10 protein-coding genes, 1 tRNA gene and 1 rRNA gene are annotated in these 12,603 nt (G+C 56.1%); 1 reads left to right on the forward strand and 11 read right to left on the reverse strand.

Annotation, left to right across the window (positions count from 1 at the left end; translation table 11 throughout):
- Positions 1 to 57 precede the first annotated feature (57 nt).
- Complete coding sequence (locus tag ACR0IP_RS17335; RefSeq protein ID WP_480526916.1) at positions 58 to 1,635, forward strand: DUF5928 domain-containing protein; 1,578 nt, start codon at positions 58 to 60, stop codon at positions 1,633 to 1,635.
- A 36-nt stretch (positions 1,636 to 1,671) separates the two neighbouring features.
- On the opposite strand, the gene amaB is transcribed toward ACR0IP_RS17335, so the two are convergent.
- The 11 genes from amaB to rrf all read right to left on the reverse strand — a co-directional run.
- Positions 1,672 to 3,168, reverse strand: a complete 1,497-nt coding sequence (amaB, locus tag ACR0IP_RS17340) for an L-piperidine-6-carboxylate dehydrogenase (protein WP_170679692.1) — start codon at positions 3,166 to 3,168, stop codon at positions 1,672 to 1,674.
- Between the two features lie 18 nt (positions 3,169 to 3,186).
- Positions 3,187 to 4,293, reverse strand: a complete 1,107-nt coding sequence (locus ACR0IP_RS17345; RefSeq protein WP_480526918.1) for a saccharopine dehydrogenase family protein — start codon at positions 4,291 to 4,293, stop codon at positions 3,187 to 3,189.
- 201 nt (positions 4,294 to 4,494) lie between these two features.
- Positions 4,495 to 5,484 carry a HupE/UreJ family protein gene (locus ACR0IP_RS17350; RefSeq protein WP_480526920.1) on the reverse strand — a complete coding sequence of 330 codons (990 nt, stop codon included), beginning with the start codon at positions 5,482 to 5,484 and terminating at the stop codon, positions 4,495 to 4,497.
- Complete coding sequence (locus ACR0IP_RS17355) at positions 5,481 to 6,311, reverse strand: peptidyl-prolyl cis-trans isomerase (RefSeq protein WP_480526922.1); 831 nt, start codon at positions 6,309 to 6,311, stop codon at positions 5,481 to 5,483. The genes ACR0IP_RS17350 and ACR0IP_RS17355 overlap by 4 nt, the downstream gene beginning before the upstream one ends.
- 150 nt (positions 6,312 to 6,461) lie before the next feature.
- Positions 6,462 to 8,384, reverse strand: a complete 1,923-nt coding sequence (locus ACR0IP_RS17360; RefSeq protein WP_170379816.1) for a DUF3604 domain-containing protein — start codon at positions 8,382 to 8,384, stop codon at positions 6,462 to 6,464.
- A gap of 256 nt (positions 8,385 to 8,640) precedes the next feature.
- The gene (locus ACR0IP_RS17365; RefSeq protein ID WP_170379818.1) at positions 8,641 to 9,537 is read right to left on the reverse strand and encodes a hypothetical protein; all 897 of its coding nucleotides are present in this window, start codon (positions 9,535 to 9,537) and stop codon (positions 8,641 to 8,643) included.
- Between the two features lie 527 nt (positions 9,538 to 10,064).
- Positions 10,065 to 10,391, reverse strand: coding sequence for a potassium channel family protein (locus tag ACR0IP_RS17370; RefSeq protein WP_170379822.1), 327 nt, complete (start codon positions 10,389 to 10,391; stop codon positions 10,065 to 10,067).
- A gap of 32 nt (positions 10,392 to 10,423) precedes the next feature.
- Positions 10,424 to 11,650 (reverse strand): HlyD family secretion protein, encoded by a 1,227-nt coding sequence (locus ACR0IP_RS17375; RefSeq protein ID WP_170692426.1) that lies wholly within the window; start codon positions 11,648 to 11,650, stop codon positions 10,424 to 10,426.
- Positions 11,643 to 11,981: a hypothetical protein gene (locus tag ACR0IP_RS17380; RefSeq protein WP_170692428.1), complete on the reverse strand. Its 339-nt coding sequence runs from the start codon at positions 11,979 to 11,981 to the stop codon at positions 11,643 to 11,645. Before ACR0IP_RS17380 ends, ACR0IP_RS17375 begins: the two co-directional genes overlap by 8 nt.
- A 412-nt stretch (positions 11,982 to 12,393) precedes the next feature.
- Positions 12,394 to 12,470: transfer RNA gene (locus ACR0IP_RS17385), tRNA-Met, on the reverse strand.
- Positions 12,471 to 12,521: 51 nt separating this feature from the next.
- Positions 12,522 to 12,603: ribosomal RNA gene (gene rrf / locus ACR0IP_RS17390) — 5S ribosomal RNA — on the reverse strand; the annotation flags it as partial.

A 12,603-nucleotide genomic window follows, 5' to 3' on the forward strand; every position in this document is an offset into this window, starting at 1 on the left:
TCGCTCATCCTCAGTATCACGAGTGCAAGCGGGCAGAAACGGAAATAGCGGACCAACATGGCGAAGATTGCCTACATATTGCTGTGTCACAAAGACCCCGACGCGATCATCGCGCAGGCTGAGCAATTGACCGCCGTCGGCGATTTTATGGCAATTCATTTCGATGCACGGGCCAAGGCATCGGACTATGATCGCATCCGCACCGCCCTGAAGGACAATCCGAACGTCGCCTTCGCCGCCAAACGCATCAAATGCGGTTGGGGTGAGTGGTCTTTGGTGCAGGCCACCCTGCACGCCTTGCAAGCAGCAGAAAGCGCCTTTCCCCGTGCAACGCATTTCTACATGCTGTCGGGCGATTGCATGGCCATCAAAACAGCAGAATACGCCCATAACTTTCTGGACGAACACGACACGGATTTCATCGAAAGCCACGACTTTTTTGCCAGCAACTGGATCAAGACCGGCATGAAAGAAGACCGGCTGATTTACCGCCATTACTTCAACGAACGCACGCAGCCCAAGCGATTCTATACCGCTTATGAGTTGCAGAAGCGCTTCAACGTCACACGCGACATCCCCGACGATATCCAGGTGATGATCGGCAGCCAGTGGTGGTGCCTGCGCCGCCGCACGGTCGAGATGATTCTGGATTTCCTGAAACAGCGGCGCGATGTGGTCCGGTTCTTCTCCTCTACCTGGATCCCGGACGAGACTTTCTTTCAGACGCTCGTCCGGCACCTGATCCCAAAAGACGAAATCGAAAACCGCACGCTAACCTTCCTTATGTTCTCGGACTACGGCATGCCGGTGACCTTCTACAATGATCACTTCGACATGTTGCTGGGGCAGAATTACCTGTTTGCCCGCAAGATCAGCCCCGAAGCGCATGAGCTGAAAGAGCGTCTCGGAACGCTCTACGCCAGCACCGGTGTCGATTTCCCGATTTCGGATGAGGGGCGCAACCTCTATGCCTTCCTTGCCGGGCGTGGGCGTGTAGGCCGCCGGTTCGGTCAGCGGTTCTGGGAGGCCGGGAATACGCTGGGCCCGGAAAGAGAGCTGTTTCTGATCGTCTGCAAGAAGTGGCACGTGGCAAAGCGGTTGGTGGATCAGATCGCTTCGGTCACCGACATCCCTTGCCTCGAATATCTGTTCAACGAGCAGGACACTCCGCTGCCGGATCTGGGCGGGATCGAGACGACTCTGACCAAACGTTCACGCCACAGACGGGCCGTTGTGCGAATGCTGTTTGATCATTTCGGATCGAACCAACTGGCGTTGTGCCTTGATCCGGCCAATCTGGACGCCATTCAGGATTTCTGCGGCGATGCCGCCAAGACCCATGTGCTGGAGATCGAGTGTCAGTATTCCGACGACTACCTGATCGGCCATGCGCGCCGTGTTGGCTTGGCGGGTGAAAACAGCCCGACCGAGACCGTCGCGCGCCTGTTGCCAACCCTGCGCAATGATCTGGCACACGAGTACGAAGAAATCCGCAAGGCCGGGATTGATGGCTATCTGCGCCTGCGCGAGACATCGGATCGGGCCGAGAATGAGGCCGCAATCTCCAAGTTCCTCGGTGTGAAAAACGAGACAGCCCAATCCATCATGCAGCTGGACTATCTGTTTTCAGATTGATGGCCCGGCGGCGCGATCACGCCGCCGGACGAGCGTTCAGATGTCGAACTTTACACCCTGCGCCAGCGGCAGCTCTGCCGAATAGTTCACCGTGTTGGTCTGACGGCGCATATAGGCTTTCCAAGCGTCCGAGCCGCTTTCGCGACCGCCGCCGGTTTCCTTTTCACCACCGAAAGCGCCACCGATCTCGGCGCCGGACGGGCCGATATTGACGTTGGCGATACCGCAATCCGATCCGGCTGCGGTCAGGAATTGCTCGGCCTCGCGCATGTTCAAGGTGAAGACGCACGAAGAAAGGCCCTGCGGCACACCGTTCTGAACCTCGATGGCATCGTCGAAATCGTCATAGCCCATGACATAGAGGATCGGCGCGAAGGTTTCCGTTTTCACCATTGCTGTCTGGCCGGGCATTTCAACGATGGCAGGCTCCATATAGACACCGCCCGGAACGCCGTCGGTGACGCGCTTTCCACCAAAGACCACGCCGCCTTCGGCTTCAGCCGCCTTCAGCGCCGCTGTCATCGCCGCGCCTGAGGCCTCATCGACAAGCGGGCCGATCAAAGTACCCTCAGCCATCGGATCTCCAATGGGCAATCCGGCATAGGCTTTCTTCAGACGCGCGACCAACTCATCCTTGATAGAGTTATGGACGATCAGGCGGCGCAGTGTCGTGCAGCGCTGACCCGCCGTCCCGACCGCCGAGAAGACAATCGCCCGCACCGCCATTTCCAGATCGGCCGACGGGCCGACAATCATCGCATTGTTCCCGCCAAGCTCCAAAATGCACTTGCCGAACCGCGCCGCCACAATCGGCGCAACCGCGCGGCCCATACGCGTCGAGCCGGTGGCCGAAATCACTGGCACGTCTTCGCTGGCTACCAGAGCTTCACCCAGAGCAGCGCCGCCAATCAGCGTTTGCAGCAGATTGTCGGGCGCATCCCCGAACCGGGCCAGCGCGCGTTCAAAGATCTTCTGGCAGGCCATCGCGGTCAGAGGCGTCTTCTCAGACGGTTTCCAGATCACCGGATCGCCGCAGACAAGCGCCAGCGCCGCATTCCACGACCAGACCGCAACCGGGAAATTGAAGGCCGAGATCACGCCAACCGGACCTGCCGGGTGCCAAGTCTCCATCATCCGGTGGCCGGGACGTTCCGAGGCGATGGTCAGACCGTAAAGCTGCCGCGACAGGCCGACGGCGAAATCGCAGATATCAATCATCTCCTGCACTTCGCCCAAGCCTTCCGAGGTGATCTTGCCCGCCTCCCAACTGACCAAGGCGCCCAGGTCGTCCTTGGCGGCGCGCAATTCCTCACCCAGCAGACGGATCAGTTCCCCTCGCCGCGGGGCGGGCACGGTGCGCCAAGCTTTGAAGGCGGTTTTGGCATTGGTCAGGATCGCCTCCATTTCAGAGGCCGGTGTTTCGTGCACGTCGGCCAGAGTGCGCCCGTCGATCGGAGACCGTACCGCCAACGTACCGCCTGTCAGCTCTGCTGCGGTCAGATCGAGGTTTGCCAGAGTGGTTTCTGCAGTCATCACAACGTCTTTCATCTTTTACGCCGCCTTGTTCTGTGGGGTTACGTCGCCCGCCCGATAGAGCCGGCCAAATTCGGTGTTCAGGAAATCGGACAGCTTCACCTGCTCCTGTCGGACAAAGCCGGTCGAGGGCAGAACGCCCGTACGCATCAGATCAACCACGCCGAGTACGCCCGCTGCAGTGGTGACCTGAATGGCGCTCCAGACTTGTCCGTTGATCTCACGTGCGAAGCTTTTGTTGATCAGGGATTTTTCGCGCAGGGCGCCGTCGACCTTGCCCTTGGCAGTGCAATAGACAAGCACAACATCCTGATCAGTGCGCGGAAGGGCAGCCTCAAAAATCTCTTTCAGAAGATCGCGGCGCTGCCCCAGCCCCAGATCGTTCAACAACAGTTTCAGGATGTCGCAATGACCCGGATAGCGGATCGAGCGGTAGGACACCGCCCGCGTCTTGCCCTCAAGGGTTTCGGGCAGGGTTCCAAGGCCGCCTGAGGTGTTGAAGCACTCATACTCCACCCCGTCATGGCCCAGGACCTCATAGTCCTCCAACGGAGCGGTCTTAACCCGTTCGCCGTTCACGATGGCATCGCAAGGGTTGCAGTATTCATTGATCAGCCCATCGGTCGACCAGGTCAGGTTGTATTTCAACGCGTTGGTCGGAAAGAGAGGCAAGGCCCCGACCCGCATATGCAGGCTGTCGATCTCATCAAACTCAGCGGCCAGCGACGCCCCCGCGATGCCGACAAAGCCGGGCGCCAACCCGCATTGGGGCATGAACGCGGTCTTACTGTTTTCTGCCAAAGCACGCACGGCATTGGTTGCGGCCACATCTTCGGTCAGGTCAAAATAATGCGCCCCGGCCCGCTGAGCAGCTTTCGCGATATTCGGTGTCAAAAAGAACGGAGCCGCCGAGATCACCGCGTCAAACGTCTTCAGGCCTTGCGCCAGACCTTCAATATCCGAGGCATCAATCTGCTTGGTCGCCACGCCCAATTTGGCAATATCGCCCAAGGCCTTGAGATCATGATCCGCAACCGTGACGCTGTAGTTTGGCGACCCTTTCAACAGCGTGGCAATCATCTGCCCGATCTTTCCAGCCCCTACGATGCAAATATTCCAGCCCATAACGCGCCTCCTCAGTCTGGTTTTCAATCCAGAGTGGCGGAGAACATCGTCATTTCGCAGGGACTAAATTGACGATTTAACGGGTGATTCCGTCATTTTACCGGTTGTTTTTTCTTTTTGACGAAACACGTTTTGGACATAGGTCGCGAAGCTGTCACCAAAAGCAGAAACGCGTTCAGTATCCGAAGGCAAGGCCTGGCGTCAAAATCCAGCCGTGCGCTCAATCAACCAATACATCGACACGGAACCAATGCCATAGGCAGCAACGATCGTGGCCTTTTGGCCCAGTGGCAACGCAACCTGCCGCCATACTGCAACCACAAGGGCCAAAGCCCCAATGAAACACAGCTGCCCGGCTTCAACGCCAAGGTTGAACGCTAGTAGGGCCGCAGGAATGTCGTTGGCAGGCAGACCAATATCCGCCAGAGCCCCAGCAAAGCCCAGCCCGTGCAAAAGCCCGAAGCCGAAGCAGACGATCCATGGTTTCTCCTTTGACAGCCGGAAGCTGCCTTCGCCATCCTTTGCAATCTCCATCGCCAGAAAAACGATCGAGAGCGCAATGACAGCTTCGACCGGTGGCCCGGGAACGTTCAGAACGCCAAAGGTAGCAAGCGCCAACGTGATCGAATGCGCCAAGGTAAACGCGGTGACGGCCCCGATCAGCCGCCAGCGATCACGGACCAGAATGAACAAGGCAAGGACGAACAGAAGATGGTCCCAGCCTTCCAGGATATGCTCGAACCCCAAGACGGAATACGCGGCCAGTACGGACCATGTTGACTGTGCCACCGGTATGGTCTGGACGGCAGCATCCGGCGTGAAACGAAGGGTCAGCGGTTCTGACTGCAACGGATGCAGGCGCACCAGAACATCGTTGTTTTGGATCTCCAAGCCCTCAATCGTGACGGGCTGACCGGCAATGTCCGCGCTGCATTCTGTGACCCACGACGAGACCCACGCCCTGTTCCCGGCCACCGGGTCTGGCCCTCGGGCCGGGGTGCAGACCTCGGGCAATACAGCGTCAATCGCCATCGGTCGGCCATTCACATCCGGTTTGCGCCAATGAACGCTCCAACTATCCGACGCGATTTGGCGTATTTCCAGGTAACCGGGATCAAGGGCATGCGCGGTTGCCTTGCCTGCCGTGAATGAAAACAGCAGCAAGATCAGAGAACAGAGTGCCGCCTTCATTCAGACAGCTCCGCAACATTCGGAGCGATGATTTCATAGCCTTGGGCCAGTGTTTCATATTGCGCCTGCGCCAAATCCTCGCTTGTCGCACGCAGCCAGTCCCGCAAAACAACCTCGTGAATGTCTTCCAATGGCGGGTTCTTGCTGGGTTCAATCTCAAGGACCTTGACCAGATGAACACCGTAGCCGGACAGAACCGGACCGGCCCATTCCCCTTTTGCGAGGGTTGTCAAACCATCCGAGAACCCATTTCCGTAAACCGAGTCGACAACCCGTGTGGCTGACAGCGGCATCGAGGCGGGCAAGAGGGTCGACTTGCTGAGATCAGCCGGTTCTTGCTGCGCACGCAACGCCTCCAGGGCCTGTTCGACTTCGCCGTCAGCGGGGTTTTCGCCCAAAAAGACTTGAGTAAAAGCAATCTTGTGTGGTGTCGCGTATTGATCCAGATTTTGCTGACGAAACGCCTCTAGCACTTCCTCTTCCGGAACAACTGATGCGGCAATGGCTTCGGTCAGAAAGCCCATCTTTTGGCTTAGTCGTGACCGGATGACCGTGTCACCACGATCAAGACCAAGCTTCTTCGCCTCGCGCACCAGAACCTCTTCTCGGATTGAGGCGTCGACCAAGGCTTGCAGCTCGGCTGTGTTGGGTGGGCGTTTCCAGCGTGTTTCGAATTGGTCAGACAGCAGCGTGACGTCCTGCTCGGTGATTTCTATCCTCTCACTGTCTACTGCGGCTTCGGATTCCGGCGAAAAGATGTGGAACCAGATGAATATGGCCGCCCCGATCAGGAAGAAATGGAACAGCGGTTCTTTTAGCAAACGCATGAAGGCTCCTGCTGGAAATGCACTCAGGTTCTGACCGTCAATGTTGGAAACGGTTTACACATAAATCTACGCCCTGCCTGCGGTGAGGCACAAGGAAACCGCCGGAGTGATATTCCAGACTCCGGCGGTCGGCAGTGTTTTCAAGATAGTTCACTCGGACGGCGTGTACCAAATTGGCGAGGAATAGGCGCGCTCCTGATGTGTCAGGATCGCGTCTTCGGGCAATTCGGCCCCGAACCGAAGTTTGTCATACAGGATCCAGCGCGGGGTAGGGATTTCGATGGCCCGGACATAGTAGAAGGCACGCTCATTCGGGTCGAAATCTGGATCGGACCAAACGGTGACCAGTTCAGCCGTGCCGATTGTGTTGGTCCAGCTGGCGGTATCAACGTCAACCGTATTTCCAACCGCAGGGATCTTGCCATTGCCGTCCGCAACGCGGTCGTCCGACCACGCTACATCATAGACTTTTTCCTGCATGGCGCCTTCGGCATCCAGCCACCCTTTGACCACCTGCACGCGATCCAGATTGGCACCAACCGGGTCACGCAGCGCTGCGATCAGGAAGGACGGAGCCCCATCCCCTTCGCGTGGACGCAAGTCAGACCCCATTGGGACACCCTTGGTATAGCCAACATCAGCAAGGAAGCGGGTTTCCACATCTGCGTCACTGAAATCCCATCCGCCAAAGAACCTCAGACCAATCCGGGGGCCGGTTGTGGCATATGTCTCGCGCCGCTTGAACGCGTCAAAAATCGCGGCACGCGTGTTTTCGGTCGCCCAGACGGCCGTATATCCGGACGCCACAAGCAGATCGCCGGGGATTTCGCCAAGGTCATTGGCAATGAACGGATGTTTGATCCTTGAGGCCGAAGGTTCGACACTTACGGACTTGCCGAAGAAGTTGTCCTCCTCCGCGGTGGCCAAAGAGGTATGACTGTCTGTCGCCCCTCCCATTCCGAACTTGTAGGGGTTTACGCCGAACTTCTCTTCCAGCATCAAACCGCGTTTAAGCGCTTCGCGGGCATATTCTCCGGCCAGCATGTCATCGGTTTTCAACTCGGTGATATCAAGATTGCCTACGTCCCAGTTTTCGTAGTCTGCAAATTCGTCATCGGGGCTGAGGAAGGGGTGCGCTTCGCCGTCACCCTTGATTTGCGTGACCTCATAATGTGGCTCCCATTTCGCACGGGCTGCGACGTAGTCCTCGTCGACCTTGCCGCCGTGATAGGTATCTTCTGTCGGGAACATCCAACCATTCGACAGGTTGCCGTTATGGGCAAAGGCCACAGCCCGGCCACCGGTTTTTTCCTGATACTCCTCCAACCATGCATAGAGCGACTTGGGATCCGTATCACCATAGGGCGGTTGCGTGACCGGAGGCACCATCTGAAGCGCTCGGATGGGGCCATCCCGCAGCATGACATTGCGGTGCAGGTTGAACCCCTTCGGGACCGAGGTCCACTCGAACCCTATGAAGGCCGTGAACTCGCCGGGGTCATTGTGTCGCTCGGCGGCGAGAACAATATGTTCCCACGTAAACGCAAACGCGTCCGCGCCCGGGCTGTAGGATTCCAGAAGCACCTCGGGCAATGTCATCTGCGAAAAATTGGTGATGATATCAAAGGCCGTTTTTCCAGCCTCTTCTCCTCCGGCCTTGTAGCCTTCGTACCATTCCAAGCCTTTGGGATCAGACAGAACGCCCGGCTTACCGGCCTGAAGGTCCGGGGCAAAGCCCATCAGGTCAGTATGGTCCGTCAGTACCATCCAATCCAACGGTCGTGACAACCTGACAGGTTGACCTGTGGATGAGATGACTTGCTCTCCCTTGGCAAAGCGCCAGGCTTCATCGGGCAGCAATGTGTTGCCAAACGCACCGGCATCCAGCGATAGCCCCGTGTGAAGATGCGTATCCCCCCAAAGTGGACGTTCAGGGAAACTTCGGTTGGCGTAAGGTGAATATGGTTGGTCCTGGAACAAGCCTTCTGCGGCCTCTTCGCTTGGAACCGCGTCAGACAGTACGCTTGTTGGTGCCAACACAAGCGAAACCAAACAGACGGATAGCCGAAACATATTCACCTCCCTATACAAAAAATGAAGTCAGGTACCTTCGGGCACCCATGCGAAAAACATATTAGAATTTACCTATATCATAGGTCTCTGCTTTCTTTGAAATTTTTTTGAAAGCGTGCTTCAGTCGTAATTTGAACGTCCATCGCCGCCAATTCGATCTGCTCTATGGCGCGCTTTGCTTCGGCCCTTCACCAAGCGGTTGAAGCGTTCCTTGTTGTTCGAAACCCAAGCAACACAAACACCGTTCGAACGCAGCTTAGTCAGTCGCCACACCAGTCCCCAAAGCCAGGTTGAGGGCAAACTGAGTGGCCGGATCTGTATCAGCCCGGGCAAGCAAAGCCTCAAACTGCTGGTTTAACTGAGTACTCCCCCATTGCCGCGTAGCAATTGCAATCTGCAGGGCCAGGTCCGAGTCCATTCCTAAAGCTTCCGAGAATATCTGGATGATCTGAGGCTTGAATCTTGCCTGCGATTCACCGGCCTCAGCCAAAGCGCGAATAAGTGGCTGTCTGTCGACCGAAGTCCTTTGCCTGTCTTGCAGCGCCAATCCGATCGCGTTGATAGCGGCTTCCTCGTCTGCTTCTATACCGGCAAGTGCCCACTCATAAGAATGCAAGTCGCCCGAGGCCAGCACATCAGCAAAACGCGCCTTCACTATCGAGCGCGCCTGTGGATCTGTTTGCAGACCCAACAGGCGAATTGCGACGGATCTGTAGGGGAAGCGGTTCAAATCGTTGAAGTCCCGCAGAATCTGCCTGGTCGTGGACGTGTCACCGATTGGGCGCACAAGCTTGTAGGGTGCCCGCCCGATTTCTATCAGGGCCGCGTTATGAAGCGCGGTGTCCGCGTGCCACAAATATTCGGCAAAAAACTGAACACGGTCCTGAGTGTCCGTTTCGCCGTAGGTCCACAATGCACCGGCCAAGCGTAGGTTCTCGAAAAATTCAGCTCTTTCCGGGTCGACTAGAAAAATACGCCGCCATGCCTTCGAGAAGCTTCGATCAGTGCTTTCTTGATAGTCCGGCCCGTAGGTCAACAAAACAGATCTTGTAGCATCCAAGCGGAGGGCGCGCCGCGTTACGCTATCAATGAGGAAGGGAATATCCGGCAGGTCGCCAAGGCTTTCCCACCGTCCTTTCAGAACCTCCTTCACACCGTATCTGAACGGGTTTTCGGCATCAGGACCTGCCAACACAATGAAATCGGCGGACAGGATGTGATCTGCAAGCGACGCCTCGGGCCGTTCGATACAAACCCCGCACGCCTGTCCGGCTCGCGGTTCAGCAAGCCCAAAGATAGTCGCAAATATGATCAGAACTATTCTCAAGCCGCGGAAAACCCCTCAAACCAAGTGCAAAGCTCTGCGCCATAGAATCAGAGTAGCAGCTAAGAACTTTTTATCCAGCCGGAGGTTAGTCTCTGTTTTTCCAGCTGTTTGCCTTTTTCAAACGATAGCTTTGGGGATTTAGCCGCCTTCGAAAGTCTGCTTTGTTCCTCTGCGCCTCCAATCAGCGACAACATACAAAACCGCTCGAAGAACGGCTTGCCAAGGCGCGCGGAAAGTTTTGGTTGGCTTGAGTGGCTACCAAGCTGAAGTTTGCTACGGGTGCCGCACTCGTCGTCATTGACGGCCACAACGCGGATAAAACGGTCATTCGCGTCTCTTGAAACCTAGACAAATCAAAATTCGATATTCATTGAGGTCTCGACGGCATGTACACCTATACCGACGACAATGCCCGCAAAGATAAGCCCAACAAATGCGTTGATAACCGACAAAACCCGGCTCGTGGGTTTCTCGGGCCTAATGTCTCCGTAGCCAACGGTAGTTGCGTTTATGAACGCATGGTAAAGGCTCACCCCGGTCGACCAGCCTTCGATCCGACCAATTGATATCCCGAGCATGCAAACCAAAACCAACAGGAAAAGAAGTATCGGTGACAGGTAGATCAGGTCCCAAAGGAAAACCGATAGAAACGTGCAAATGTAGCTGGCGTCGCAACCCATAGCGAAACTCTACCTCACTGCCAGTTGTGGGCCTAGTTGAATACCAATGTCTTAACAGGAAGCAGAATGGCCTGCGCACGCAAGACAATTGCATTTGCTATACCCATGCCATCCACAATCCTTGCGATGAAGGCAGACAGGCCCGTGATCTCACCAGCGTCGATCTCCTTTGCTCGGCTCGTATACGCAACGCCCACGCACGCACTACCTGGCGGGATGCTATCAAGATGCTGAGGAAAAATAGGTGCTAGGAACGCTGTAACTGTACCGGGTCGCGCTCGATCCTGCTGATCCAACAGCGTATCACCCGGTCGGAACTGCCCCGCGGCAATCGCCCCTTGCACGTCATCGACAACCATCGGGACTATGGTCAACGGTTTAGACGCGCAGGTAATTTCCACCAGCATACCCGGCTTTAGTACACTGGCAGAAATCTGACCAAAAGCTGCGATAAAACGCCCCTGTCCCGTAACCTCAGGCACCAAAATCCCGGCAGGGCGTAGTATTGGATTAACGATATCACCCGGCTTGAGGAGAAATTGCGTTACCGTCCCATCCACCTCGGCAAAAACGGTGGATTTTGATATCTCGTTCTCAGCCTCTCTCAAAACCGCACGCGCAGTTTCAAGCTGTGCAGGGAGAAGGGTGGTTTGGCGCAATTTGGCACCGTCTAACGAGGCAATAGCGGCTGCGCGCTGACTTTCTGCGCCGGTCACTGCGGTTTGCAACCGTTCCAGTTCCTGCTCACTAACAACGGTGTTGTTTCGCTCCGCAAGCTCCAGGCGTCGCTCCAAATCACTCGTCGCCTGAGCAAGGTCAGCTTCTGTCGCTTCAACCCTGGCGGTGGCATTCGCAACTTCCGTTGCGGTCAGGCCTAAAGCCGCCTCAATCTCTTCGATACGTCGCTGAGCCGTTTCTGCTGCCGCCACCTGCCGTGTGGTGTCCAGTCGGAAAATCGGCTCGCCAGCCATAACGTCCTCATTATTGGCAACGTAGACCTCCGCGACCCGCCCCACGCGATCCGAGAGAATGGTAACTGTGCGAAATGCAGCTGAGACATTCCGCGTTGAAGGGTGGAAATAGAAGATCACCGTGATCAGCGTCACAGCCAATATTGCACAGGCAGTCAGACCCCACCGCAACTCGTACCAGACATTGAACAGGGTAATTTCTTGGCCCCACCGCTTGCCCTGCTTGTAGCGGCGATAGAGGTAGTCCGGAACGATTGTGATCAGTGCAGAGAAGACCAACTCAAGCATCGTCGCTCTCCGAGATGTCTACGTCGGTCTTGAGCGGAAAGATTTCATGCAAGGGCACGGCGGCGATCAGAATTGCTGCGATCCAGAAAGCGTTGTTGAGGGTGAAGAGGGAGATCAATCCAAGCACACCGACTAACTGCATTTGCACTTTGTGAGCACCTGCTGCCATGCGGTCTGGAATGGCCTGTACAGTGAAGTAGAGCGCGCCAAAACCCAACAGCACTATGACTAGTACCACCCCAACAACGATCAAAAAACCGTCTGTCTCCCCCGGAGGTTTTACCCAAAATGGGAGCCTTGCCATCGCTTCATCAGAAATAGAAATGTTCATATGTGTCACCCCGCCTTCAAGTGATCACATTCAAATATAACTGATGGAAATTAAGAAAACCAATTTGCCTTGAGGTTTGGAGTTTGTCCCAGCGCACTATGGCGAACTTGGCGAGACCACCGGGCTTTGAGACTGAAGTGTGTATCAACTACTGGGAATATCTTCAGAATACTGTTGGGTCCGCTCTGGGATTGTAGTTGCCGAATGCACTTGCAGCATCTGGTTCTCGTGGCAACGTTTGATCAGGGCTAAGCGCGACTTTTAGGGGATTTGTGCGAATAGCCTCTGTTGCGCGTTCACCACAGGGTGAATTCGCCCCGTCTGCTTCCACAGTGCTTCCAGTTGTGAAGGCACAAATAGAAACACCGCCCGGAGGCGGCGTGTAAGCTGTTGTTATCTGACCCTAAAGTTTTGGTTGCGGGAGCAGGATTTGAACCTGCGACCTTCAGGTTATGAGCCTGACGAGCTACCGGGCTGCTCCATCCCGCGTCAGAGTCAGATTTGTTTCATCGTATTAGAGAGACTGTGGGCTTTTGCTAGGTTTGGCGGTGACCTACTCTCCCGGGGCTTAAGCCCAAGTACCATTGGCGCGGCAGTGCTTAACTTCCGGGTTCGGGATGGG

The sequence above is a fragment of the Ruegeria sp. AL11 genome, assembly GCF_056540865.1.

Bases quoted from the DNA above. Each gene is read 5' to 3' on its own strand.
- ACR0IP_RS17345 (WP_480526918.1), bottom strand. From the start codon at position 4,293: ATGGGCTGGAATATTTGCATCGTAGGGGCTGGAAAGATCGGGCAGATG.
- ACR0IP_RS17360 (WP_170379816.1), bottom strand. From the start codon at position 8,384: ATGTTTCGGCTATCCGTCTGTTTGGTTTCGCTTGTGTTGGCACCAACA.
- ACR0IP_RS17375 (WP_170692426.1), bottom strand. From the start codon at position 11,650: ATGCTTGAGTTGGTCTTCTCTGCACTGATCACAATCGTTCCGGACTAC.
- ACR0IP_RS17370 (WP_170379822.1), bottom strand. From the start codon at position 10,391: ATGGGTTGCGACGCCAGCTACATTTGCACGTTTCTATCGGTTTTCCTT.
- ACR0IP_RS17335 (WP_480526916.1), top strand. From the start codon at position 58: ATGGCGAAGATTGCCTACATATTGCTGTGTCACAAAGACCCCGACGCG.
- ACR0IP_RS17355 (WP_480526922.1), bottom strand. From the start codon at position 6,311: ATGCGTTTGCTAAAAGAACCGCTGTTCCATTTCTTCCTGATCGGGGCG.
- amaB (WP_170679692.1), bottom strand. From the start codon at position 3,168: ATGACTGCAGAAACCACTCTGGCAAACCTCGATCTGACCGCAGCAGAG.
- ACR0IP_RS17380 (WP_170692428.1), bottom strand. From the start codon at position 11,981: ATGAACATTTCTATTTCTGATGAAGCGATGGCAAGGCTCCCATTTTGG.
- ACR0IP_RS17350 (WP_480526920.1), bottom strand. From the start codon at position 5,484: ATGAAGGCGGCACTCTGTTCTCTGATCTTGCTGCTGTTTTCATTCACG.